The 23,290-nt window shown below is 55.6% G+C and carries 22 protein-coding genes; 12 read left to right on the forward strand and 10 right to left on the reverse strand.

All coding sequences use genetic code 11. The features are described from left to right. Window positions 1-2 precede the first annotated feature (2 nt). Window positions 3-938 carry a LysR family transcriptional regulator gene (locus MY052_RS17850; protein ID WP_248538962.1) on the forward strand — a complete coding sequence of 312 codons (936 nt, stop codon included), beginning with the start codon at window positions 3-5 and terminating at the stop codon, window positions 936-938. A 55-nt stretch (window positions 939-993) separates the two neighbouring features. Here MY052_RS17850 and cysS read toward each other — a convergent pair whose 3' ends face one another. Beyond that, window positions 994-2,379 carry a cysteine--tRNA ligase gene (gene cysS, locus MY052_RS17855; protein WP_202216284.1) on the reverse strand — a complete coding sequence of 462 codons (1,386 nt, stop codon included), beginning with the start codon at window positions 2,377-2,379 and terminating at the stop codon, window positions 994-996. A 311-nt stretch (window positions 2,380-2,690) separates the two neighbouring features. Between cysS and ppiB the strand changes: the two genes are divergently transcribed. The 5 genes from ppiB (at window position 2,691) to mnmH (ending at window position 6,797) form a co-directional block, all read left to right on the forward strand. Continuing rightward, window positions 2,691-3,185, forward strand: a complete 495-nt coding sequence (ppiB, locus tag MY052_RS17860; protein WP_035891791.1) for a peptidylprolyl isomerase B — start codon at window positions 2,691-2,693, stop codon at window positions 3,183-3,185. A gap of 3 nt (window positions 3,186-3,188) precedes the next feature. Continuing rightward, complete coding sequence (lpxH, locus tag MY052_RS17865; protein WP_035891878.1) at window positions 3,189-3,911, forward strand: UDP-2,3-diacylglucosamine diphosphatase; 723 nt, start codon at window positions 3,189-3,191, stop codon at window positions 3,909-3,911. A 119-nt stretch (window positions 3,912-4,030) separates the two neighbouring features. Beyond that, window positions 4,031-4,540, forward strand: a complete 510-nt coding sequence (gene purE, locus MY052_RS17870) for a 5-(carboxyamino)imidazole ribonucleotide mutase (protein WP_035891792.1) — start codon at window positions 4,031-4,033, stop codon at window positions 4,538-4,540. Beyond that, window positions 4,537-5,604, forward strand: a complete 1,068-nt coding sequence (purK, locus tag MY052_RS17875; RefSeq protein WP_248537557.1) for a 5-(carboxyamino)imidazole ribonucleotide synthase — start codon at window positions 4,537-4,539, stop codon at window positions 5,602-5,604. Before purE ends, purK begins: the two co-directional genes overlap by 4 nt. A 107-nt stretch (window positions 5,605-5,711) precedes the next feature. Then, window positions 5,712-6,797: a tRNA 2-selenouridine(34) synthase MnmH gene (gene mnmH, locus MY052_RS17880; RefSeq protein ID WP_248537558.1), complete on the forward strand. Its 1,086-nt coding sequence runs from the start codon at window positions 5,712-5,714 to the stop codon at window positions 6,795-6,797. A gap of 12 nt (window positions 6,798-6,809) precedes the next feature. Here mnmH and MY052_RS17885 read toward each other — a convergent pair whose 3' ends face one another. The 6 genes from MY052_RS17885 to ybbA form a co-directional block, all read right to left on the reverse strand. Next, window positions 6,810-7,475 carry a DUF2931 family protein gene (locus MY052_RS17885; protein ID WP_248537559.1) on the reverse strand — a complete coding sequence of 222 codons (666 nt, stop codon included), beginning with the start codon at window positions 7,473-7,475 and terminating at the stop codon, window positions 6,810-6,812. A gap of 23 nt (window positions 7,476-7,498) precedes the next feature. Further along, complete coding sequence (locus MY052_RS17890; RefSeq protein ID WP_248537560.1) at window positions 7,499-8,155, reverse strand: DUF2931 family protein; 657 nt, start codon at window positions 8,153-8,155, stop codon at window positions 7,499-7,501. Continuing rightward, window positions 8,156-10,147: an Hcp family type VI secretion system effector gene (locus MY052_RS17895; RefSeq protein ID WP_248537561.1), complete on the reverse strand. Its 1,992-nt coding sequence runs from the start codon at window positions 10,145-10,147 to the stop codon at window positions 8,156-8,158. It abuts the gene before it with no gap. Between the two features lie 227 nt (window positions 10,148-10,374). Continuing rightward, entirely contained in the window at window positions 10,375-11,517 is a 1,143-nt protein-coding gene (locus tag MY052_RS17900) for a porin (protein ID WP_202216292.1), read from the reverse strand. A gap of 254 nt (window positions 11,518-11,771) precedes the next feature. Continuing rightward, on the reverse strand, window positions 11,772-14,186 hold the full coding sequence (gene ybbP / locus MY052_RS17905) for a putative ABC transporter permease subunit YbbP (RefSeq protein WP_248537562.1): 2,415 nt from the start codon (window positions 14,184-14,186) through the stop codon (window positions 11,772-11,774). After that, on the reverse strand, window positions 14,183-14,869 hold the full coding sequence (ybbA, locus tag MY052_RS17910) for a putative ABC transporter ATP-binding protein YbbA (RefSeq protein WP_123650048.1): 687 nt from the start codon (window positions 14,867-14,869) through the stop codon (window positions 14,183-14,185). Before ybbA ends, ybbP begins: the two co-directional genes overlap by 4 nt. Between ybbA and tesA the strand changes: the two genes are divergently transcribed. From tesA to MY052_RS17925, 3 genes are read left to right on the forward strand one after another with little or no spacing between them, the layout of a single operon-like run. Next, window positions 14,837-15,469, forward strand: a complete 633-nt coding sequence (gene tesA / locus MY052_RS17915) for a multifunctional acyl-CoA thioesterase I/protease I/lysophospholipase L1 (protein WP_123650047.1) — start codon at window positions 14,837-14,839, stop codon at window positions 15,467-15,469. The two genes, ybbA and tesA, sit on opposite strands and share 33 nt — an antisense overlap. Before the next feature lie 22 nt (window positions 15,470-15,491). Next, window positions 15,492-16,259: an SDR family oxidoreductase gene (locus MY052_RS17920; protein ID WP_035891880.1), complete on the forward strand. Its 768-nt coding sequence runs from the start codon at window positions 15,492-15,494 to the stop codon at window positions 16,257-16,259. 58 nt (window positions 16,260-16,317) lie between these two features. Next, window positions 16,318-17,172, forward strand: a complete 855-nt coding sequence (locus MY052_RS17925) for a co-chaperone YbbN (protein ID WP_035891807.1) — start codon at window positions 16,318-16,320, stop codon at window positions 17,170-17,172. Window positions 17,173-17,256: 84 nt separating this feature from the next. Here MY052_RS17925 and fetB read toward each other — a convergent pair whose 3' ends face one another. Both fetB and fetA read right to left on the reverse strand, forming a co-directional pair. Next, window positions 17,257-18,042 carry an iron efflux ABC transporter permease subunit FetB gene (gene fetB / locus MY052_RS17930; protein WP_035891808.1) on the reverse strand — a complete coding sequence of 262 codons (786 nt, stop codon included), beginning with the start codon at window positions 18,040-18,042 and terminating at the stop codon, window positions 17,257-17,259. Next, window positions 18,035-18,694 (reverse strand): iron efflux ABC transporter ATP-binding subunit FetA, encoded by a 660-nt coding sequence (gene fetA / locus MY052_RS17935; RefSeq protein ID WP_248537563.1) that lies wholly within the window; start codon window positions 18,692-18,694, stop codon window positions 18,035-18,037. The genes fetB and fetA overlap by 8 nt, the downstream gene beginning before the upstream one ends. A 126-nt stretch (window positions 18,695-18,820) precedes the next feature. Here fetA and MY052_RS17940 point away from each other — a divergent pair, with 126 nt between their 5' ends. Both MY052_RS17940 and MY052_RS17945 read left to right on the forward strand, forming a co-directional pair. After that, a complete protein-coding gene (locus tag MY052_RS17940) occupies window positions 18,821-19,738 on the forward strand; it encodes an SPFH domain-containing protein (RefSeq protein WP_035891812.1) in 918 nt (305 codons plus the stop codon). Beyond that, window positions 19,735-20,196 (forward strand): NfeD family protein, encoded by a 462-nt coding sequence (locus tag MY052_RS17945; RefSeq protein ID WP_035891814.1) that lies wholly within the window; start codon window positions 19,735-19,737, stop codon window positions 20,194-20,196. The genes MY052_RS17940 and MY052_RS17945 overlap by 4 nt, the downstream gene beginning before the upstream one ends. Before the next feature lie 3 nt (window positions 20,197-20,199). Here the strand turns inward: MY052_RS17945 and cueR are convergent, their stop codons facing one another. After that, the gene (gene cueR, locus MY052_RS17950; protein ID WP_035891815.1) at window positions 20,200-20,610 is read right to left on the reverse strand and encodes a Cu(I)-responsive transcriptional regulator; all 411 of its coding nucleotides are present in this window, start codon (window positions 20,608-20,610) and stop codon (window positions 20,200-20,202) included. 94 nt (window positions 20,611-20,704) lie between these two features. On the opposite strand from cueR, the gene copA reads away from it, so the two are divergent. Beyond that, window positions 20,705-23,206, forward strand: coding sequence for a copper-exporting P-type ATPase CopA (copA, locus tag MY052_RS17955; protein WP_248537564.1), 2,502 nt, complete (start codon window positions 20,705-20,707; stop codon window positions 23,204-23,206). Window positions 23,207-23,290: the final 84 nt, after the last annotated feature.

A 23,290-nucleotide genomic window follows, 5' to 3' on the forward strand; every position in this document is an offset into this window, starting at 1 on the left:
TGATGGCCCTCCCTCCCCTTTTTCCCGAACTGACCATGACTGACGCCCTGGCCAATAACCGTATCAATATCCGTGCGCTACGCTACTTCCAGGCGCTTGCCGAAGAGCTGCATTTTGGCCGCGCAGCAGAGCGGCTGAATATCTCCCAACCGCCGCTGAGCACGCAAATTAAAGAGCTGGAAGAGACGCTGGAAACGAAGCTGTTTGAACGTACCAGCCGAAAAGTGGTGCTGACCCGCGCGGGCCAGGTATTAAAAACCGAGGTTGACCGCATTCTTAGCGCCACCGAGCAGTCGCTTAACTACGTCCGGCAGATTGGCCGCAGTGAGCATCGGCACATCAGCATTGGGGTAGTGGGCAGCGCGCTCTGGGGGACGTTGCTCACAAGGCTAAAGGCGTTTAAGGCAAATCATCCGGACGTGGACTGGAGCCTACGAGAGCTTTCTCAGCATCAGCAAATCGCCGAACTGCGGGCCCGCACAATTGATATCGCCATTAACCGCAACGTCCTGCCCTACGCTGAAACCAATATTCGTAATCAGCTTATTGCGCCAGAATCGGTGGCGCTGGCCGTACCGGACAACGATCCGTTCTGCCAGCTAGCCGCGGTACCTCTGACGGCGTTGGCTACCCGCCCCTTGATTTCGCTTGCCTTCCATCAAAGTGATTTCGCCCGCCAGTTGCACGACCGCTGCGTAGAGGCCGGGTTTTACCCTTTAATTACCCATCAGGTGAACGAGCCGCAAACGGCACTGGCGCTGGTAAGCGCGGGAATGGGGCTGTCTCTGCTGCCGGAAACCTGCGGGCTGATTCACTGGCCTGGCGTGCGTTTTCTGCCGCTGGAAGAAACGGTACCGGCGGATCTCTATGCGCTGTGGTATGACGAACCGCTGTCGGAACTGATGACCGCGTTTGTGGCAGGATTACAGGGGCGTTGATGCGGGGGGGAAATCCCCGGAGTCGGCGCTTACGCGCCTCGTCCGGGTGACTGACTTACTTACGGCGCCAGGTTGTACCCTGCGGGCCATCTTCCAACACGATCCCCATCTCGTTGAGACGGTCACGCGCGGCGTCGGCTGCTGCCCAGTCTTTAGCTTTACGCGCGTCCAGACGCTGCTGGATTAACGCTTCAATTTCAGCAACTTCACCGTCATCGGCCTGCGCACCGCTTTGCAGGAACGCTTCAGGTTCCTGTTCCAGCAGGCCCAGCACCGCGGAGAGCTTACGCATATGCGACGCCAGCGCGTTGGCGGCATGCATATCTTCGCTCTTCAAACGGTTTACTTCGCGCGCCATATCAAACAGCGCGGAGTAGGCTTCCGGGGTGTTGAAGTCGTCGTCCATCGCTTCAATAAAGCGCGCTTCGAACGCTTCGCCGCCCGCCGGCGCAACGGATTTGTCGGTACCGCGCAGCGCGGTGTACAAACGCTCCAGCGCGGAACGTGCCTGCTTGAGGTTCTCTTCGCTGTAGTTCAGCTGGCTACGGTAGTGGCCGGACATCAGGAAGTAGCGAACGGTTTCAGCGTCGTAGTACTTCAGCACGTCGCGCACGGTAAAGAAGTTGCCCAGCGATTTAGACATCTTCTCGCGGTCAACCATCACCATGCCGGAGTGCATCCAGTAGTTCACGTACTCGCCGTCGTGCGCACAGGTAGACTGCGCGATTTCGTTTTCATGGTGCGGGAACATCAGGTCAGAACCGCCGCCGTGAATGTCGAAATGGTTGCCCAGCTGTTTGCAGTTCATCGCGGAACATTCGATGTGCCAGCCCGGGCGACCTTCACCCCACGGGGATGGCCAGCTTGGCTCGCCCGCTTTGGACATTTTCCACAGCACGAAGTCCATTGGATCGCGCTTCACGTCAACCACGTCAACGCGAGCGCCAGCCTGCAGCTGATCCAGATCCTGACGCGACAGCTTGCCGTAGTTCGGATCGGTCGGTACCGAGAACATCACGTCGCCATTGTCCGCCACGTAGGCGTGACCTTTGGCAATCAGCTGCTCGGTGATTTCGATGATTTCGTGAATGTGGTGGGTCGCGCGCGGTTCGCTGTCCGGGCGCAGAATGTTCAGCGCGTCGAAGTCTTTGTGCATTTCGACGATCATGCGATCGACCAGCGCGACAAAGCTTTCACCGTTTTCGTTAGCGCGCTTGATGATTTTGTCGTCAATATCGGTGATGTTGCGCACGTACTTCAGCTTGTAGCCGAGGAAACGCAGGTAGCGTGCGACCACGTCAAAGGAGACGAAGGTACGGCCGTGGCCGATATGACAGAGATCGTAAACGGTGATACCACACACGTACATGCCAACTTCTCCGGCATGAATGGGCTTAAATTCCTCTTTCTGGCGAGTCATTGTGTTGAAGATTTTTAGCATCGAGAATTCCATGTTTACGTGTGTGAACCGGGCAAACACTCTAAGGATTTCGAGTTGCAGGAAGGCGGCAAGCGAGTGAAACCCGATGAGCTTACTCCTAGTAAGTGATTCGGGTGAACGAACGCAGCCAACGCACCTGCAACTTGAAAGACGACGAGTGTACGCCTTAAACGGTATATTCTACCCGTAATTCAACCCGGAAGCAGCACACAATGCAAGATGATCGCGCCGCCCGGTTATGCTATAACAGATGCCTATGTGCAGCCCACAGGCGGGCTGAAGCACCACTCTAAACGGAACAGGATGCAGAAATGGTTACTTTCCACACTAATCATGGCGACATCGTCATCAAAACCTTCGACGACAAAGCGCCGGAAACAGTTAAAAACTTCCTGGACTACTGCCGCGAAGGTTTCTACAACAACACCATCTTCCACCGTGTTATCAACGGTTTCATGATCCAGGGTGGCGGTTTTGAGCCAGGCATGAACCAGAAAACCACCAAAGAAGCTATCAAGAACGAAGCCAACAACGGTCTGAAAAACACCCGTGGTACGCTGGCAATGGCGCGTACTCAGGCTCCGCACTCCGCTACCGCACAGTTCTTCATCAACGTAGCAGACAACGACTTCCTGAACTTCTCAGGCGAAAGCCTGCAGGGTTGGGGCTACTGTGTCTTCGCCGAAGTGGTTGAAGGTATGGACGTAGTCGACAAAATTAAAGCCGTCTCTACCGGTCGTAGCGGCATGCACCAGGACGTTCCTAAAGAAGACGTTATCATTGAAAGCGTGACCGTCAGCGAGTAATTGGTGGCGACATTCTTTATTGCAGATCTTCATCTGCAAACAGAAGAACCGGCGATTACCGCCGGTTTTCTGCGTTTTTTAGGCGGCGAAGCCCGCCGTGCCGACGCGCTGTACATCTTAGGCGACCTGTTTGAAGCCTGGATTGGCGATGACGATCCTAACCCGCTACACCGCGAAGTGGCCTCCGCCATCAAATCGTTGGTCGATTCTGGCGTCCCCTGCTACTTCATCCACGGCAACCGTGATTTTCTGATCGGCAAACGTTTTGCGGCTGAAAGCGGCATGCAGCTGTTGCCTGAAGAGAAGATGCTAGACCTCTACGGCCGGCGCATTCTGATTATGCACGGCGACACCCTCTGCACGGACGACCCCGGCTATCTGGCCTTTCGCGCCAAAGTGCACACGCCGTGGATCCAGAAGCTGTTCCTCGCCCTGCCGCTGTTTATCCGCCGCCGTATTGCCCAGAAGATGCGCAATGACAGCAAGGCCGCTAACAGCAGTAAGTCGATGGAAATCATGGACGTAAACCCGCAGGCGGTCATCGACGTAATGGAGAAACATCACGTGCAGTGGCTGATTCACGGGCATACCCATCGTCCGGATATCCACGCGCTTGAGGCTAACGGCGACGAGGCGTTTCGCGCGGTACTTGGTGCCTGGCATACTGAAGGTTCGCTTATCCGCGTCACCAAAGACGACGTGACGCTTATCGCCTTCCCATTTTAATTTTTCCCCTTTATTACCCCGTCGCATGGCGACGCAACCGTTTTCCTTGCCCGTTTTCCATGTTATTCTCTGTGGCCTCTAACGTCGTGTGCAGCACACCCACAGGAGTTTTAAGACGCATGTCTTCCCGCAATAATCCGGCACGTATCGCCATCGTGATGGGGTCCAAAAGCGACTGGGCTACCATGCAGTTCGCCACAGAAATCCTCGATATTCTGAACGTTCCTCACCATGTTGAAGTGGTTTCCGCCCACCGTACGCCCGATAAACTGTTCAGCTTTGCCGAAGCGGCAGAAGAGAACGGTTACCAGGTGATTATTGCCGGTGCCGGCGGTGCAGCCCATTTACCCGGAATGATTGCCGCCAAAACTCTGGTGCCGGTACTCGGCGTACCGGTACAAAGCGCTGCATTAAGCGGCGTAGACAGCCTCTACTCTATCGTCCAGATGCCGCGCGGTATTCCGGTGGGGACGCTGGCTATTGGTAAAGCTGGTGCCGCTAACGCCGCCCTGCTTGCCGCACAGATTCTGGCCCAGCACGATGCCGAACTGCATCAGCGTCTTGCTGACTGGCGTAAATCGCAGACCGATGAAGTGCTGGATAACCCAGACCCACGAGGTGCGGCATGAAGCAGGTCTGCGTGCTGGGCAACGGTCAGCTAGGTCGTATGCTGCGTCAGGCCGGTGAGCCGCTGGGTATTGCCGTCTGGCCGGTTGGCTTAGAAGCGGACCCGGCAGCCGTGCCGTTCCAGCAAAGCGTCATCACCGCAGAGATTGAACGCTGGCCGGAAACCGCCCTTACCCGCGAACTGGCTGAGCACACCGCGTTTGTTAACCGCGACGTGTTCCCGATTATCGCCGACCGCCTGACGCAAAAGCAGCTGTTCGATAAGCTGAATCTGGCAACCGCCCCGTGGCAGCTGCTGGCAAGCGCCGACGAGTGGCCTGAGGTGTTTGGTCGTCTAGGTGAGCTGGCTATCGTTAAGCGCCGAACCGGCGGCTACGATGGCCGTGGTCAGTGGCGTCTGCGTAAAGACGAAACCGCACAGCTGCCTGCCGAGTGCTACGGCGAGTGCATCGTTGAGCAAGGCATTAACTTCTCTGGTGAAGTGTCGCTGGTTGGCGCGCGCGCCCACGATGGCAGCACCGTGTTCTATCCGCTGACCCAAAACCTGCACCAGGACGGCATTCTGCGCATGAGCGTCGCTTTCCCACGGGCGGACGCGCAGCAGCAGACTCAGGCTGAATCCATGCTCAGCGCCATTATGCAGGAGCTGGGCTACGTCGGCGTGATGGCGATGGAGTGCTTCGTCACCCCTGGTGGGCTGCTGATTAACGAACTGGCGCCACGCGTGCACAACAGCGGTCACTGGACGCAAAACGGCGCGTCCATCAGCCAGTTTGAGCTGCATCTGCGCGCCATTACTGACCTGCCGCTGCCGCCACCGGTGGTTAACAGCCCGTCGGTGATGGTGAACCTGATTGGTACCGACCTGAACTACGACTGGTTGAAGCTGCCGCTGGTGCACCTGCACTGGTACGACAAAGAGGTACGCGAGGGCCGCAAAGTGGGCCACCTGAACCTCAATGACAGCGACACCGGCCGCCTCAACGCCACGCTGGAAGCGATGGTACCCCTGCTGCCACCGGAGTACGCGAGCGGTATTGCCTGGGCGCAATCACGCCTGAAGTAAGCCTTAAATGCCGGGGAAAGCAACTTATCCTTCCCCGGCCCCCTCTCTGAAGCGTAAAATCCCGCCATTATCGCGTTACCCCCGATTTAATTAAGAAGGATTTCCCCATGGATAATGGGACGGATTACTGCGCTATTCTGCGCGCGGAAACGCCCATCATTGACGTGCGTGCCCCCGTCGAGTTTGCTCAGGGCGCGATGCCCGCGGCCGTTAACCTGCCGCTAATGAACGACGCTGAGCGCGCCGCCGTTGGCACCTGCTATAAACGTCAGGGGCCAGAGGCGGCGCTGGCATTGGGGCATAAACTGGTCTCCGGGCAGACGCGCCAACAGCGCATTGACGCCTGGCTCGATGCCTGTCGTCGCGCGCCGCAGGGTTATCTGTGCTGCGCCCGGGGCGGCCAGCGTTCGCATATCACCCAGAGTTGGATCAAAGAAAACGGTCTTGATTACCCGCTGATCGTCGGCGGCTATAAGGCGCTACGCCAGGCTGCCATTAAGGCTACCGAGGAACTGGTGCGCCATCCGATCGTGCTGATCGGCGGCTGTACCGGTAATGGCAAAACGCCATTGGTGCGCCAACAGCCGCAGGGGATCGATCTCGAAGGGCTCGCTCACCATCGCGGGTCGTCGTTTGGTCGTACGTTAACGCCGCAGTTTTCTCAGGCTACCTTTGAGAACCATCTGGCAACCGCGCTGCTGAAAGGCGCATATCAGCAGGACAAGGTTCGCTGGGTGCTGGAAGATGAAGGTCATATGATCGGCGCTAACCACCTGCCGGAATGCCTGCGCGATCGCATGGCTCAGGCACCGATCGCAGTGGTTGAAGATCCGTTCGAACTGCGTCTCGAGCGTCTGCGTGAAGAGTATTTCACCCATATGCACCGCGACTTTACCGCCGCGTTTGGTGAAGAGAAAGGCTGGGAAGAGTACAGCGCCTATCTGCACCACGGCCTGTTCGCCATTCGCCGTCGCCTGGGGCTACAGCGTTTTGCCGAACTGACCGCCGCGCTTGATGAGGCCCTGGCTGAACAGCAGCGCAGCGGTTCAACCGAGGCACACTTTGCCTGGCTGGTGCCGCTGCTCAACGAGTATTACGACCCGATGTACCGCTATCAGTTGGAAAAGAAAGCCAGCAAAATCGTCTTCCGCGGAACATGGGAAGCGGTTAATCACTGGCTATTGAGCAATTAGAAAATGATCCCCCTACCATTCACCGTAGGGGTATTTTTTATCTTTGATAAAATCCAGTGTTCTTCGGGAATATTGATAATCATCTTTATAAATCGTTTTCCCTTTACACAAATCCAGCTGGTCACCCGAGACCGTTTCTATCAGGATCACCTTTTCCCCCGTGATGAGGATATTCGCTTCATTATAATCTTCCAGCCATACCCGCACCTTTCCCCCTGGCGCCAGCCCTATCAGCATAAACCGGTGATACCTGATTTCACCTGGACGATGTGTCAGCGCATAAGGCGTCAGCATCATTTTCCACACCTCGCCGCTGAAGGTGATACGGGTCTCATAGAGCTTTTTATCTATGATTGAATCCCAGCAAAAACGGATAAACTGCGGCGGGTTTTTAGCCTTATTAAAGGGCGACCTGCCGGCAAAAAGATCGTTCTGCCACGTTCCTTTTGTATCTGAACTGGGTATTGTTGCATCCGGTGCTCTGAATTGGTAAAAATAGGCACCGGTATCTAATAGCTCAACATAAGTTACTTCAGCGGGTAAGGCATAGGGATAGAAGAAATTAAAGTACCACTCATCATAAGGTGAAATCAGTGACGTTAGCTCTTTTCCACTGGTGGTTAATGATATTCCCAGTATCAGGCTGAATAATAATCCTGTACCTGCTTTTCTGTTCATTGTGGCTTCCTTTTCTGAAAAACCTACCATTCACCGTAGGGGTATTTTTTATCTTTGATAAAATCCAGTGTTTCCTGAATATAGCTATAACCATGACTATATGCCGTTTTCCCTTTACACAAATCCAGCTGGTCACCCGAGACCGTTTCTATCAGGATCACCTTTTCCCCCGTGATGAGGATATTCGCTTCATTATAATCTTCCAGCCATACCCGCACCTTTCCCCCTGGCGCCAGCCCTATCAGCATAAACCGGTGATACATAATTTCATCTGGATAACGCGTCAGCGTATAAGGCGTCAGCATCATTTTCCACACCTCGCCGCTGAAGGTGATACGGGTCTCATAGATTTTTTTATCTATGATTGAATCCCAGCAAAAACGGATAAACTGCGGCGGGTTTTTAGCCTTATTAAAGGGCGACCTGCCGGCAAAAAGATCGTTCCGCCATGTTCCTTTTGTATCTGAACTGGATATTGTTCCATCCGGTGCTCTGAATTGGTAGAAATAGGCACCGGTATCTAATAGCTCGACATAAGTTACTTTAGCAGGTAAGGCATAGGGATAGAAAAAATTAAAGTACCACTCATCATAAGGTGCAATCAGTGACGTCAACTCTTTTCCTGATACACTCCCCCCTGAAAGCAGCATAAAAATCAAGAGCGTTATTTTCATCTTCATTTAAATCTCCTTTCCCGCCATATTATAAATAGTGCGTTCCCAGTTATCATCCGGACGATTAATAAAGCGCAGCGTCTCGAGCGAAGACACCGCTGAAGCGACAGGATGCTTAATATGATAATCAACCGTATTCCAGTGTGCCGACCCGTGAATATATTTTCCTATAATATCAATTTCATCTTTTGAAAAAGGCATTGTGAGGAAGCCTTTTACGGTTGCTTTTGCCTGCAAAATGGCTTTCTCACATATCGCTTCTAGCTCTGTCGGTAACATGAGGCTCTCATTTCCCTGGACTTTATTAAAAACAGCCCCAGCGTCCTTCGCCACCTCATACATCACACGTAGCGTCACCTTTGACCAGTCATTGCTGATGGTCCGGCGGAAAGTCACCGCGGCGGCAACGCGTTTATGGATATCGTGATACTGATCCAGCGGCAGATTATCTTCAACATCCGTTTCTATTTTCAATACGCCTGAAGGAAGGATCGGAGCCAGTGCCGGGTAGGTATGTAATAATTCGGCCTCTTTAGCCGCCGTACGATACACGTCGGTGGACTGTATTGGGGTATCAACGGGTACGCTTTGTATCCCCGGACGGGTAAGAAAAAGGTACTCCTCCTCAAGAGGATTATACCCGCCGCCAATATCGGCATGCGCGCCCGGCAAGCTTAATTCCGGCCACTGCTCTTTAACGCTGTTCAGGCAGAAGTTATAGCGGCATTCGTGCATGGCCGTCAGGTGAAAGACATGTTTCGCCACGCCCTGCGCAAGGGCGAGTTTGACCGCCAGATTATTACCATCGTGGGGATCAAAACCGTCTGCCAGCCCCCCAACCGCTGTCACCGTATCAAAAAGCCCCAGAAAGTGAACTTCACCGGCAGGCTTTCCGGTGTATTCAATATCGGCAAAAGTCCTCTTGAGCCTGAGCGCGAAGAGATAATCCTCTTCAAACACCAGGTTAGTAAAATGACGGGCAGCGGCAGCGCCACGGCTGAAACCAAAAACGTCAAATTGAAGACATTTTACAGAAACATTTAAACCACGAATTCCCTTCAAAACACCATTGATTACATCAAGTAAAAGAGAAACCGCCCTCTCTGTTTTGGCTATAACGCCCGTATCATTATTTCCCAGCCCCATGCCGACAATTGAGTCAGCCTTGTTATTTTCAGTACCTATCCCTTCAACGTAAACCTTATCCTGAAAGTCATTTTTCTCCTTGGTAATGCTTGCGTCTTTTTTATACAATTCATACAACCACCGAATATTGGTATAGTAATTCAAATAGCTCCCCGCCCCTGCGCCAGCAAAACCTTCTTTTTGAATACAGCGCTGACTAAACTCCGCTAACGCTCGGGCATCAAGCCCATAGCTTTCAGGATCACATTTTTGCATCCGCAGGTTGGTATTGAGCAGGTTATTGCCTGTGCCATCAAAGAACACGCCGATGGTTAACGTTATCTCCTGCTTTTTCCCAGGTTCCTCGAGGTTTACTATCGGCGGTGGCGCTGGTGGGAAGAGTTGATTGTAGTTTTCAGGCACTAACAAAATGCTGTATTCAGTACCCGCCCCCAGGTGCTTTGAACAGATATAATCATAATTTATCGTTATAATTTCCTCTGCTAACCCATGAATCTGGGTATGCATCGAATAAGCGCTGATGCTCGCCCCCCTAAGCTCAATATGGTAATACTTCTCCCAGCGTCCCCAGCGATTAATACGATAATAGGTAAAATCAAGAGAACAACGCTCATTGTTATTTATAGCTTGGGCAAATAGAGGAGAGCTTTTATCAATGGTTTTACAAAACTGGATGCCGTGATGATTGACACCGTCAGGTGTACTGGAAATCGCCCCGCGCAGGCTAAAAACAAAAATTTCATCTTCATGATCTTTTTGAAAACGATTGCCAACAGATTGTTCGCTGCCACAACTTTCAGAAATCAGCCCCTGCTGTTCGCCAACGATTCTTAAATAAATAATATCGCTCATATATATTCGCCATTTGTATATTTAACAGAAATGGAATAAATAAAATATAATAAGAACTCAAAAATATCATTAAACAGTAAAGCCGTCTCTTATTACAGCGATATTTATAAATAAAGACAGAACATCATTTTATTAAGCGTTATACCCATAATGTAAAAAAACCGGGTGGTGTTGCCACCAGCCCGGTCTGAGATAGGTTTACTTTTCCCGCATGCGGGAGAAACAACTTAGAAATCGTAACGCAGACGAACCAGGTTCATATCACCCAGGTTGTCGGTGCTGGAGGTGAACACGTGTTCGTAGTCAACACGGAAACCGTAATCCAGCTGGAAGCTGATACCTACGCCGTTATCGGTACGCAGATAGTTACGGCCATTCACGTATTCAATACGGTCACCCATGACGTATGGCTGAACGGATTTAAGCGCGTACTGACCAACCGGGATTTTGTAACCCGCGAAGTATTCCAGACCCCACGCGTCGCCCGCGAAGTAGTCGTGTACGGAGACTTTTTTGGTGGTCATGAAGTTCTGGTACCAGCCGCCGCCGAGGGAGAAGGTCCAGTTATCCGGCGTCCAGCTCAGCGCAGTACCGACGATGTTCTGATCGTAGGTTTTGGTGTCGTTGGTGTCCGAATCACGCATATCTGCACGCGTGTAGTTCCATGCGGTACCCCAGGTCAGGTCGTCGGTGATGTGGTAGTCAACACCTAAAGAACCGCCGCCTTTACGCTCATAGCGCAGGCCATTTTCTGGGTTGTAATCATCGCTGAACAGGTAAGACGCGTAGAGATCAACATCACCTACGGTTTTCTTATATTTCAGAGATTTACGAGTACGGTAAGAACCGTCGTAGTCACCGTTGATACCGTTACCTGGTGCCTGACCAATCATATCATAGTCCCAGATATCGGTTTTCACGCCGACCACATCGTAGTACACGCTGTTTTGTTGACCGAAGGTCAGCGTACCCCAGGTATCGCTCTTCAGACCGGTGTACAGCATACGGCGAGTGGTGTTGTTCGCGCCGTCAGCGTAGTGGTTGTCCCAGTTGAACATTGCCGGGAAGTTTACGCCCAGCTCGTAGTAGCTGACCCAGCTAATGTCATCAAACAGGTAGTAATCAGCTGCGAAACGGAAACGGGTGCCGCCGTCAAAGCCGTTACGCTTGTAGCCATTTTTACCGTCATCGCCGGTCATGTTCTGGAACTGCGGACGAATACTCCCGCCCACGGTGAAGTTCAGACGGCTCAGCGGGTTACCAGCCTGAGGATCCTGCTTGAGCAGGGTAATTTCAGCCTGGGATGCGAAAGACGTCAATGCCACTGCAGCGCCGATCGAGATCGCCAGCGCTTTCATTTTTATAGTCATTATTTTTCCTTGATAGATTACGTGCCATCTATTTGGCACACAAATCTTATCGTTTATTAATAAATTACACCTGACTGATTTTTAATGAAACGTGCGACTTAGCGCTGCAGAATTACCGAATGGTGCCCTAAAACGGGCAAATTGATGAAAGGATGAGCAATTTTGCGGGTGCGGAAAGTGACCCGGCGGCGCTGCGCTTGGCCGGGCTACTCATAATCTGTAGCCCGGGCGAGCACAGCGCCGCCGGGAAATAGCTAGCTGGAAAACTGGCGGAACAGCGCCCTACCCTTAAGCAGACGCAGCCCCAATCCCCCGCCGCACAGCGACAGCAGCAGCGCCCCGCACAGCGGTAGCGCCACCCACAGCCGCCAGTCCGGTGACCACGGGAAGTCGAACACCTTCGTTTGCAGCATCGCCAGCGCGGTCTCCGCGCCGATGGCCGCCACCAGCCCGGAAATCGCCCCTAGCAGGGCAAACTCAGCCCACAGCGTCAGACGCAGCAGCGACTTTCCGGCACCGAGAGTGCGATAAACCACCAGCTCCTGATGACGCTGGCGCATGCCAACCTGAACCTGCGCCAGCAGCAACAGCACGCCGCAGGCGGTCACCAGAACCACCATCACCTCCAGCGCCCGGCTGACCTGCGCCAGCACCTGACCAACCTGTTTTAAGATAGCGCCAATGTCCAGCAGGCTCACGGTCGGGAATTCACGGTTTAGCTGAGTCAGCAGCGTCGTGCCGTGGTCCCAGCGGAAGCTGGTGAGCCAGCTTTGCGGCTGACCGTCTAGCGCACCGTCCGGGAAGATAAAGAAGAAGTTCGGCCGCAGGCTTTCCCAATCGACCTTACGAATGCTGCTCACCTTCGCCGTAAAGTCCTGGGTATCACCGGTGAAGGTCACGCTATCGCCAAGGCCAATGTTCAGCCGCTGCGCCAGCCCTTCCTCAATAGAAACCTCCCCGGCTTTTGGCGGCCAGACGCCGGCCACCAGCGGGTTATGCTGCGGCCGCTGATTTTGCCAGGTAAGGTTCAGCTCGCGGTTCAACGATTCATCTTTATTACCTTCGGTGCTATGACCGTTGATCTGGGTGAGACGCGCGCGAACGATCGGGTAAAACGCCGCCGGGATCACCTGATGCTCCGCCAGGAAGGTTTTCACCTCACTCACCTGCTCCGGGGCAATGTTGATCAGAAAATAGTTCGGGCTTTCCGGCGGTAGCTGCTGTTGCCAGCGATCCAGCAGATCGCCACGCAGCACCAGCAGCAGCGCCAGCAGCATAAATGAGAGCGAGAACGCCGCCAGTTGGCTAAGCGTCGACCATGGCTGGCGCAGCAGACGATTCACCGCCAGACGTAGCGGCAACGCGCGCAAAGTGATGCGCTTCAACACCTTGAGCAGCAGCCAGCCCACCAGCCCGCACAGCGCCGCCAGCACCACCGCGCCCGCCAGCACCGACCACAGCAGCGGGCTACCGCCCATCAACCACGCCAGCAACACTACCGTGACGATACAGACCAACGGCAGGTAAATTTTCAGCGGCCAGACGTTGGCCACTATGTCCTGTCGCAGCACGCGCAGCGGCTGAGTGGCCAGCAGTAACCGGTACGGACGCAGCCCGACCAGCAGCGAAATCACCGTCATTGACCCCACCGCCCACAGCCACGGCCAGGCGCTAGCGGCAGGTAATGCCGCTGGCAGCACCGGCTTGAGCAGCGCTAGCAGGACCGACTCAAACAGCAGACCCATCGCCCCACCCGCCAGCGCCGAAAGCGCCAGCAGCAGCACCCACTGGCCGATAATCAGTTTGCGCAGCTGCGCCCGCCCGGCACCTAAGGTTTTCAGCACCGCCACCAGATCGTAGCGACTGCGGCAGTAGTGGCCCATCGCCACCGCCACGGCAGCCACCGCCAGCAGCAGCGTCAGAAGTGCCGAGAGCAGCAGGAACTGCTGGGAGCGCTGTAGCGATTTGCCTAACGCGCCGTCGTCCTGATCCGGGCCAATCCAGCGATGCTCAGGCTTGAGCTGAGGCAGCAACCAGCTTTCGTAGCTGGCAAGCTGCGCGGGCGTGCCGGCAAACTTATAGCTCCAGCTTACCCGGCTGCCGGGCTGTACCGCGCCGGTTTTCGCCACGTCGGCCAGGTTCATCATCAGCCTGGGCGCCATCTGGAACGGGTTAAAGCCGCTGTCAGGCTCCTGCACCACTTCCCCGGCAATACGCAGCGTGGCGTCGCCAACGTCAAGGTTATCGCCGGTTTTCAGATTCAGCAGCGCCATCAGGCGGGGAGCCAGCAGCACCGTCCCGGCCTGCGGTTTCAGGCCCGCCGGTGCGGTTTGCAGGTCGCCGTACAGCGGGTAGCTGTCGTCCACCGCTTTCACGTCGGCAAGCTGCGGCGTATCGCCCGCCCAGGTCATGGTCGAGAAGTTAATTTGTTCGCCAACCGTGAGTCCCTGAGCGCGCGCGTGCTCAATCCACTGCGTTGGGACTTCGCGCGAACTGCGCAGCACCCGGTCGCCCGCCATATATTCACGGCTTTGTTGATTGAGCCCTTTGTCCATGCGGTCGCTGATGCTGCCCAGCGCCAGCACGCAGGCCACCGCCAGGCTCAGCGCCAGCCAGACAATCAGCAGCGACGGCGAGCGCCACTCCCGCCAGAACCAGCGTAAAATCATGCCTCCTCCCGTAGCTGCCCGTCGACCAGACGCAGCCGTCGGTCGCAGCGCGCGGCAAGCTGCGCATCGTGGGTCACCAGAATCAGCGTGGTGCCGTGTTCACGGTTAAGTGAGAAAAGCAGGTCGGCGATTTTGTCACCGGTCTGACGGTCGAGGTTGCCGGTCGGTTCATCGGCAAACAGCAGATCCGGGCGACCATTAAAGGCGCGCGCCAGCGCCACGCGCTGCTGTTCACCCCCGGAAAGCTGCGCCGGGAGATGGTGCAGACGCTTACCTAACCCCAATTGTTCCAGTAATGCCTTTGCCCCCTGGCGGCTTTGCCCGTCACTTTCCCCACGCAGCAGCGCAGGCAGCTCAACGTTCTCCAGCGCATTCAGCGTTGGGATCAGCATGAAGGACTGGAAAACGAAGCCGATATGCTGGGCGCGCAGGCGCGCTCGCGCTTCTTCATCGAGCTTCTCCAGCGGATGCCCCAGCAGCTTCACCTCGCCGCTGCTGCCGTCATCCAGCCCGGCCAGAATCGCCAGCAGCGTCGACTTCCCGGAGCCCGACTCGCCAATCAAAGCAAGGGTTTGCGCCGGTTTGACAATCAGGTTAACTCCGGTAAGGATGGAAAGCTCATGCTCCCCCTGACCGACGGATTTCTTAAGATGATGCACTTCAAGTACGTTTTCCGCTGGCATTTGCCTATCCTGTTTTTGATTCTGTTTAGCCTGCGTGCCGCGGCGGCGGACACGCTGTTAGTGCTTGGCGACAGCCTTAGCGCGGGCTATCGCATGGCGGCCAATACGGCCTGGCCGGCGCTGTTGAACGATAAATGGCAACCTGACATCACGGTGGTGAACGCCAGTATTAGCGGCGATACCTCAGACCAGGGGCTAGCGCGCCTGCCCGCACTACTGCAACAACATAAACCACAATGGGTGCTGGTTGAACTCGGCGGCAACGATGGACTGCGCGGTTTTCAGCCGCAGCAAACCGAGAAAACGCTGCGCACGATTCTGCAACAGGTGAAAGCCGCCCATGCCCAACCGCTATTAATGCAAATTCGTCTGCCAGCAAACTACGGACGCCGCTATAATGAGGCCTTCAGCGCTGTATATCCGCGGCTCGCCAGCGAGTTTTCTATTCCACTGCTGCCCTTCTTCATGGAAGAGGTCTATCTCAAGCCGCAGTGGATGCAGGATGATGGCATTCATCCCAATCGTGACGCCCAGCCGTTTATTGCTGACTGGATGGCGACACGCCTGGCTCCATTAGTTAATCACGATGCCGGAAAGTAAAGCGGTGTCTTCAGGTAAAGTTATGCAAAAATCGGTCTTAATTACAGGATGTTCCAGCGGGATTGGCCTCGAAAGCGCGTTAGAACTGAAACGCCAGGGTTTTCGCGTACTGGCCGCCTGCCGCAAACCCGATGATGTGAAGCGCATGAACGGCATGGGGTTTACCGGAATATTGCTCGACCTCGACAGCCCGGAAAGCGTCGATAACGCCGCGGAGCAGGTGATCGCACTGACCAACAATCGTCTGTTTGGTCTGTTTAATAACGCCGGATATGGCGTTTATGGGCCGCTGGAGAGCATCAGCCGCGCGCAAATGGTGCAGCAGTTTTCCGCCAACTTTTTCGGCGTCCACCAGCTAACCATGCGCCTGTTGCCAGCGATGATCCCGCACGGCGAAGGCCGTATAGTCATGACGTCATCGGTGATGGGGCTTATCTCTACGCCGGGCCGCGGTGCTTATGCCGCCAGCAAATACGCGCTGGAAGCCTGGTCAGACGCGCTGCGCATGGAGCTGCGCCATACGGGCGTGAAGGTGAGCCTGATTGAACCCGGCCCGATTCGCACCCGCTTTACCGAGAACGTCAACCAGACCAGCGATAAGCCGGTGGAGAATCCCGGCATTGCCGCACGCTTCACCCTTGGCCCGGATGCGGTGGTGGCGAAAGTGCGCCATGCGTTTATCAGCGATAAGCCGAAATTACGCTATCCGGTCACCCTGGTCACCCACGCGGTTGGCTGGCTGAAACGCCTGCTGCCGGGTCGTGCGATGGACAAAATTCTGCAGGGCTAAGTTGAAGCCGACGCTTTTGCCCCCATCTCGAATACAAACCGACTACAGAGAAAGACCTATGTCCGTACAGAATATCGTCAACATTACCGAAGCTAATCTCCACCAGACGCTGGAGCAATCCGTTACCACACCGGTGTTGTTCTACTTCTGGTCCGACCGTAGCCAGCACTGTCTGGAGCTGACGCCGGTGCTGGAAAATCTGGCCGCGCAGTACAACGGTCAATTTATTCTGGCGAAGGTCGACTGCGACGCCGAGCAGATGGTCGCCTCTCAGTTTGGCCTGCGCTCCATCCCGACCGTTTATCTGTTCCAGAACGGCCAGCCGGTTGACGGCTTCCAGGGCCCACAGCCGGAAGAGGCGATTCGCGCGCTGCTCGATAAAGTGCTGCCGCGTGAAGAAGAGCTGAAAGCACAGCAGGCGCTGGCGCTGATTCAGGAAGGCAACCATGCCGACGCGCTGCCGCTGCTGAAAGATGCCTGGCAGCTCTCCGGTCAGGACAGCCAGATTGGCCTGCTGCTGGCGGAAACGCAGATTGCGCTTAACCGTTCAGAAGAGGCAGAAGCGGTGCTGAAAACCATTCCGTTGCAGGACCAGGACACCCGCTATCAGGGGCTGGTTGCGCAGATTGAGCTGCTGAAGCAGGCAGCAGATACGCCGGAAATTCAGCAATTGCAGCAAGAAGTAGAGGCCAACCCAGAAGATGCCGCGCTGGCCTCGAAGCTGGCGCTTCAGCTGCATCAGGTGGGCCGTAACGAAGAGGCGCTGGAGCTGCTGTTCAGCCACCTGCGTAAAGATTTAGGCGCGGCCGATGGTCAGGCGCGCAAAATGCTGCAGGAAATTCTGGCGGCGCTCGGTACCGGTGATGCGTTGGCGTCGAAGTATCGTCGCCAGCTGTATTCGCTGCTGTACTAATGGTGTGATTCCCGGCGGCGCTTCGCTTGGCCGGGCTACGTTTTGGTAGCCCTGGCTAGCGAAGCGACCCCGGAAAATCTCACGCTACGCGCGTTTCTTCAGCTGCGTCACCACCAGCTGATGGCGGGCGTTGTAAAACTTCCGGTAGGTCAGATAGCAGGCAATAATGGTCGACAGGCTGGCGGTTGAGAGCAGCATAAACGTCACCATAATCTGATACTTAATCGCTTTGACCGGGTCGATACCGGCAAAAATCAGCCCGGACATCATTCCCGGCAAACTCACCAACCCCACAGTTTTTGCCGAATCCACGGTCGGGATCAGCGACGCTCGAATACTTTCGCGAATCAGGCGTGCGGAAGCCATTTTCGGCGTAGCTCCCAGACTCAGCTTCTCCTGAATTTGCTGCTGCTCGGCGCTAAAGCGCTGCCCCAGGTTGTTGTAACACAGCCCCACAGCAATCATCGCATTCCCGGCAATCATCCCGGAAATAGGGATAACCTGCATCGGCACAAAGGCAATGGAGCCGGAGAACACCAGCACCGCCAGCGTTAGCCCCGCGCCGGTGGTAATGGCGATAAACGATGACACAAAGGCTTTATCGATATACTTACTGCGCTTTTGCGCGTTGTACGCCGCGTTGAAGCAGATAAACAGCACCATGCACAGCGTCAGCACCGCGTGATTAACGTTGAAGATATATTTCAGCACGTAGCCGACGATAATCAGCTGCACCACCGCCCGGCAGATGCTCCAGATAATGTCTTTTTCCAGCGCCAGCTTTTCCCGGTAGCTCACCAGGATGGCCACCAGTACCAGCACCATCGACAGCGCCAGCGATTGGTTAGTGATGATATGTTCGCTATTCATTGACCGCCTCCTGATGCGAAGGCAGCGTCACCACTTCATCCGCATGGCTAATTTCATCTTTATCGTGCGTCACCCACAGCACGGCAATCTGCTGCTCGCGCACGTACTGATGAATAATCTCGTTCACGTTCTTTTTGTTTTGCTCATCCAGCGCGCTGGTTATTTCATCCAGCAGCAGCACCTTCGGTAAAAATTGCAGGTTACGAATGAGCGACACCCGCTGTTTTTCGCCACCGGAGAGATCGTTAATCGATTTCGACAGCGTCTCTTCCGGCAGGCCAAAGCGCGCCAACTGCGTCAGAAAACGATCCGGTTCAGGATTTTTATGGCGAATCTGCCACGGGAAAATAAAGTTGTCGTAAACCGTATCACCAAACAGCGCCGGGGTTTGTGCGCAGTAGGAAACCTGCTTGCGATAGGCTTCCGGCGTAAGTGCATTGATATCCTTCCCCTCAAAGAGAATCTTCCCATCGGTAGGTGAAAGCAGCGAGGCGATAATTTTTAATAAGGTGCTTTTGCCGCAGCCGGAGGGCCCGGTAATCAGCTTAAATTCACCGGGGGCTACGCTTAAATTAATCTTATCAAGGACCGTTTTCTCGCCAATACGAAAGCTCACCTGTTCAAGTTGTAAAATCGCGCTATTTTCCTTCATTGCTTTAATGTGTCCTGATGCTGACTTTTGTGCCCTTAGTGTAACCCCAATTAATTTCAGGGGGCGAATTTCCCCCGCATAGCCGATATACTTGAAGAGGTTACGGACAGTTAAACAGGAGGTTTTATGCTGATATTTATCCCGGTTCTTATCTTCGTCGCGCTGGTCATTGTCGCGGCGGGTGTCAAAGTTGTGCCTCAGGGCTACCAGTGGACGGTTGAACGCTTTGGCCGCTACACCAAAACCCTGCATCCGGGCTTAAGCCTGGTCGTGCCGTTTATGGATCGTATCGGCCGCAAAATCAATATGATGGAGCAGGTGCTCGATATCCCTTCCCAGGAAGTGATTTCCAAAGATAACGCCAACGTCTCAATTGATGCCGTTTGCTTTATTCAGGTCATTGATGCCCCAAAAGCGGCCTATGAGGTCAGCAATCTTGAATTGGCCATTATCAACCTGACGATGACAAACATTCGTACCGTCCTCGGTTCGATGGAGCTCGACGAAATGCTCTCCCAGCGTGACAACATCAACACGCGTCTGCTGCATATCGTTGATGAAGCAACGAATCCGTGGGGCATCAAAATCACCCGTATCGAGATTCGCGATGTCCGCCCACCGGCTGAGCTTATCGACGCTATGAACGCGCAGATGAAGGCGGAACGTACTAAGCGAGCCTATATTCTGGAAGCAGAAGGGATTCGCCAGGCGCAAATCGTTAAAGCCGAAGGTGAAAAACAGGCGCAGATCCTTACCGCTGAAGGTGAGCGTCAGTCGGCGTTCCTGCAGGCAGAAGCGCGTGAACGTTCTGCGCAAGCTGAAGCTACAGCAACGAAGATGGTATCTGAAGCCATTGCCGCCGGTGACATTCAGGCGGTGAACTACTTCGTGGCGCAGAAATACACCGACGCGCTGCAGCAGATTGGCTCCGCCAATAACAGCAAAGTGGTCATGATGCCGCTGGATGCTAGCAGTCTGATGGGCTCAATCGCCGGGATCGCCGAGCTGATTAAAGACAGCGCCAGCGAACGGAAATCATCATGATTGCGCTGGTGCTCTCGCACCCGCATCTCTTCTGGCTAAGCCTTGGCGGGTTGCTTCTGGTTGCTGAAATGCTCGGCGGCAGCGGCTACCTGCTGTGGAGCGGCATTGCGGCGGCGGTCACCGGCGCCATTACCTGGCTGCTTCCGATCGGTTGGGAATGGCAGGGCGCGCTGTTTGCCGTGCTGACGCTGCTGGCGGCCTGGCTATGGTGGAAGTGGCTGACTCAACGAACAAGCCGTCAGCGCCCGTCAGAAGGCCAGCTTAACCAGCGCGGTCAACAGCTGCTGGGCCAGCGCTTTACGCTGGATAGCACGCTGGTGAACGGTCGCGGCCATATGCGCGTTGGCGATAGCTCATGGCCGGTTGCCGCCGATGACGATCTACCCGCTGGCAGCAAAGTCGAGGTGATTGCGGTGGAAGGGATCGTCCTGCGAATCAGGCTCTCCCCTCCTCGCTAGGCATCAGGCCAGGGTTTTACGGTGACAGCAGCCGGAGAGATTATCAATAATCGGACAATCGGCGCTGTCATCTCCCGGGCAGGATTCTGCCAGCGAGAGCAGCTGATCGCGCATCGCCTGCAGGTCGTTGATATGACGCTCGATGTCCGCGACTTTCTGCAGCGTATAGGCTTTCACATCGGCGCTGTGGCGCTTTGGATCGTTAAACAAATTCACCAGCTCGCCGCACTCTTCGAGATTAAACCCGACCTGTCGTGCCTGACGCAGTAGCGTAAACTCATCAAGGTGTTTCTGCGTGTAGCTGCGGTAGCCGTTTTCGCTACGCAGCGGCGGCGTGACTAGCCCCTTCTCTTCATAAAAGCGAATCGCTTTGCTGGTTAAGCCGGTTTTTTTGGCAACATCACTGATATTCACATTTCCCCCTTGACCTTCCCCTTGCTGGAAGGTTTAACCTTCACAACTGTAGACCATAAGGTGAATTTGGTCATCCATTATTGAGGAAAGTGATATGTCTCAAACCATCGATCTAGCCCTGGACGGTCTGTCCTGCGGCCACTGCGTAAAACGCGTGAAAGAGAGCCTGGAACAACGCCCTGACGTTGACCATGCGGAAGTGACTATCGAAGCCGCCCACGTGACCGGCAGCGCCAGCGCTGACGCGCTTATCGAAACCATTAAGCAAGCCGGTTATGGTGCGGAGTTAAGCCACCCAAAGGCTAAACCGCTGGCAGAGTCATCACTCCCGTCGGAAGCACTGACAGCGGCCACCCCTGAGCTTCCGGCAGCACAGGAACTGGATGACAGCCAACAATTGCTGATCAACGGTATGAGCTGCGCCAGCTGCGTTTCCCGGGTACAGAATGCGTTGCAGGCCGTACCGGGCGTCGTACAGGCACGGGTAAACCTGGCGGAGCGCACGGCCCTGGTTATGGGCAGCGCCTCCGCCGGGGATTTAGTTCAGGCAGTAGAAAAAGCGGGATACGGCGCGGAAGCGATTGAGGATGACCTCAAGCGCCGCGAGCGTCAGCAGGAAACCGCCCTCGCGACCATGAAGCGTTTTCGCTGGCAGGCGATCGTCGCCCTGCTGGTCGGTATCCCGGTGATGGTCTGGGGCATGATTGGCGACAACATGATGGTCTCCGACGATAACCGTTCCCTGTGGCTGGTCATCGGCTTAATCACCCTGGCGGTGATGGTCTTTGCCGGCGGTCACTTTTACACCAGCGCATGGAAAAGCCTGAAGAACCGTACCGCCACGATGGACACCCTGGTCGCCTTAGGTACCGGCGTCGCATGGCTCTACTCGATGAGCGTCAACCTGTGGCCGCAGTGGTTCCCAATGGAAGCCCGCCACCTTTATTACGAAGCCAGCGCCATGATTATCGGTCTGATAAATCTGGGGCATATGCTGGAGGCGCGTGCACGTCAGCGCTCCTCCCGGGCGTTGGAAAAACTGCTCGACCTGACGCCGCCAACCGCCCGCGTGGTGACGGAAGACGGTGAAAAAACCGTGCCGCTGGCCGACGTTCAGCCGGGGATGATCCTGCGCCTGGCTACCGGCGACCGCGTCCCCGTTGACGGTGAAATTAGCCAGGGCGAAGCCTGGTTTGATGAAGCGATGCTGACCGGTGAGCCTATCCCGCAGCAAAAAGGCGATGGCGATAGCATTCACGCCGGTACCGTGGTCGAAGATGGTTCAGTCCAGTTCCGCGCAAGCGCTGTTGGTAGCCACACCACGCTATCGCGCATTATTAAGATGGTGCGTCAGGCACAAAGCAGTAAGCCTGAAATCGGCCAACTGGCGGATAGAATCTCCGCCGTGTTCGTGCCGGTGGTGGTCGCCATTGCCATTTTCAGCGCCGCCATCTGGTACTTCTTCGGCCCGGCACCGCAGATTGTCTACACTCTGGTTATCGCCACGACGGTGCTGATTATCGCCTGTCCTTGTGCGCTGGGCCTGGCAACGCCGATGTCGATTATTGCCGGTGTCGGCCGCGCCGCAGAGTACGGGGTGCTGGTACGTGATGCCGATGCATTGCAGCGCGCCAGCGAGCTCACCACGCTGGTGTTTGATAAAACCGGCACGCTGACCGAAGGTAAACCGCAGGTCGTTGCGGTAAAAACGCTGGGCGCAATGAGCGAAGCCACCGCGCTGCGTCTGGCCGCCGCGCTGGAACAGGGCTCGAACCACCCATTAGCGCGCGCTATTGTGGAGAAAGCCGCCGAGAAATCACTGCCGCAGGTTAATGCCTTCCGCACCCTGCGTGGGCTTGGAGTTAGCGGCGAAAGTGACGGACATGCCCTGTTGCTCGGCAACCAGGCGCTGCTGCATGAACATCAGGTCGTCACCCGCGAGCTGGATGATGAAATGGCGCAACAAGCCGCACAGGGCGCAACCCCGGTGCTGTTGGCAATCGACGGCAAAGCCGCCGCGCTGTTCGCCATTCGTGACCCGCTGCGCAGTGACAGCGTTGCCGCGCTGCAACGTCTGCACCGTGAAGGCTACCGCCTGGTGATGCTGACCGGGGATAATCCCGTCACCGCCAACGCGATTGCCAAAGAAGCGGGTATTGATGAGGTAATTGCTGGCGTACTACCGGACGGTAAAGCGCAGGCGATTAAAGATTTGCAGGCGCAGGGCCAAAAAGTGGCAATGGTCGGTGACGGTATCAACGATGCGCCAGCGTTAGCGCAGGCCGATGTAGGTATCGCCATGGGCGGCGGCAGCGACGTTGCGATTGAAACCGCGGCGATTACGCTGATGCGCCATAGCCTGGTCGGGGTCGCCGATGCGCTGGCGATTTCTCGCGCCACGCTGCGTAATATGAAGCAGAACCTGCTCGGGGCATTTGTCTATAACTCGCTGGGTATCCCGATTGCCGCCGGGATCCTCTGGCCGCTGACCGGAACGCTGCTAAACCCGGTGGTTGCGGGGGCCGCGATGGCGCTCTCATCGATTACCGTTGTGAGTAACGCTAACCGCCTGCTGCGCTTCAAACCTAAACAGTAACCCACCGTCCCTCCCGCCACCGGGAGGGACGCGTTTGCACCTTTCCCCCCATCGCGCTAGCATGAGATTTTCCTTCCAGGGAGC

It is taken from the genome of Kluyvera ascorbata (genome assembly GCF_023195735.1).
GTDB classification, from domain to species: domain Bacteria; phylum Pseudomonadota; class Gammaproteobacteria; order Enterobacterales; family Enterobacteriaceae; genus Kluyvera; species Kluyvera ascorbata.

Bases quoted from the DNA above. Each gene is read 5' to 3' on its own strand.
- MY052_RS17850 (WP_248538962.1), top strand. From the start codon at position 3: ATGGCCCTCCCTCCCCTTTTTCCCGAACTGACCATGACTGACGCCCTG.
- cysS (WP_202216284.1), bottom strand. From the start codon at position 2,379: ATGCTAAAAATCTTCAACACAATGACTCGCCAGAAAGAGGAATTTAAG.
- ppiB (WP_035891791.1), top strand. From the start codon at position 2,691: ATGGTTACTTTCCACACTAATCATGGCGACATCGTCATCAAAACCTTC.
- purE (WP_035891792.1), top strand. From the start codon at position 4,031: ATGTCTTCCCGCAATAATCCGGCACGTATCGCCATCGTGATGGGGTCC.
- purK (WP_248537557.1), top strand. From the start codon at position 4,537: ATGAAGCAGGTCTGCGTGCTGGGCAACGGTCAGCTAGGTCGTATGCTG.
- mnmH (WP_248537558.1), top strand. From the start codon at position 5,712: ATGGATAATGGGACGGATTACTGCGCTATTCTGCGCGCGGAAACGCCC.
- MY052_RS17885 (WP_248537559.1), bottom strand. From the start codon at position 7,475: ATGAACAGAAAAGCAGGTACAGGATTATTATTCAGCCTGATACTGGGA.
- MY052_RS17890 (WP_248537560.1), bottom strand. From the start codon at position 8,155: ATGAAGATGAAAATAACGCTCTTGATTTTTATGCTGCTTTCAGGGGGG.
- MY052_RS17895 (WP_248537561.1), bottom strand. From the start codon at position 10,147: ATGAGCGATATTATTTATTTAAGAATCGTTGGCGAACAGCAGGGGCTG.
- MY052_RS17900 (WP_202216292.1), bottom strand. From the start codon at position 11,517: ATGACTATAAAAATGAAAGCGCTGGCGATCTCGATCGGCGCTGCAGTG.
- ybbP (WP_248537562.1), bottom strand. From the start codon at position 14,186: ATGATTTTACGCTGGTTCTGGCGGGAGTGGCGCTCGCCGTCGCTGCTG.
- tesA (WP_123650047.1), top strand. From the start codon at position 14,837: ATGATGCACTTCAAGTACGTTTTCCGCTGGCATTTGCCTATCCTGTTT.
- ybbA (WP_123650048.1), bottom strand. From the start codon at position 14,869: ATGCCAGCGGAAAACGTACTTGAAGTGCATCATCTTAAGAAATCCGTC.
- MY052_RS17920 (WP_035891880.1), top strand. From the start codon at position 15,492: ATGCAAAAATCGGTCTTAATTACAGGATGTTCCAGCGGGATTGGCCTC.
- MY052_RS17925 (WP_035891807.1), top strand. From the start codon at position 16,318: ATGTCCGTACAGAATATCGTCAACATTACCGAAGCTAATCTCCACCAG.
- fetB (WP_035891808.1), bottom strand. From the start codon at position 18,042: ATGAATAGCGAACATATCATCACTAACCAATCGCTGGCGCTGTCGATG.
- fetA (WP_248537563.1), bottom strand. From the start codon at position 18,694: ATGAAGGAAAATAGCGCGATTTTACAACTTGAACAGGTGAGCTTTCGT.
- MY052_RS17940 (WP_035891812.1), top strand. From the start codon at position 18,821: ATGCTGATATTTATCCCGGTTCTTATCTTCGTCGCGCTGGTCATTGTC.
- MY052_RS17945 (WP_035891814.1), top strand. From the start codon at position 19,735: ATGATTGCGCTGGTGCTCTCGCACCCGCATCTCTTCTGGCTAAGCCTT.
- copA (WP_248537564.1), top strand. From the start codon at position 20,705: ATGTCTCAAACCATCGATCTAGCCCTGGACGGTCTGTCCTGCGGCCAC.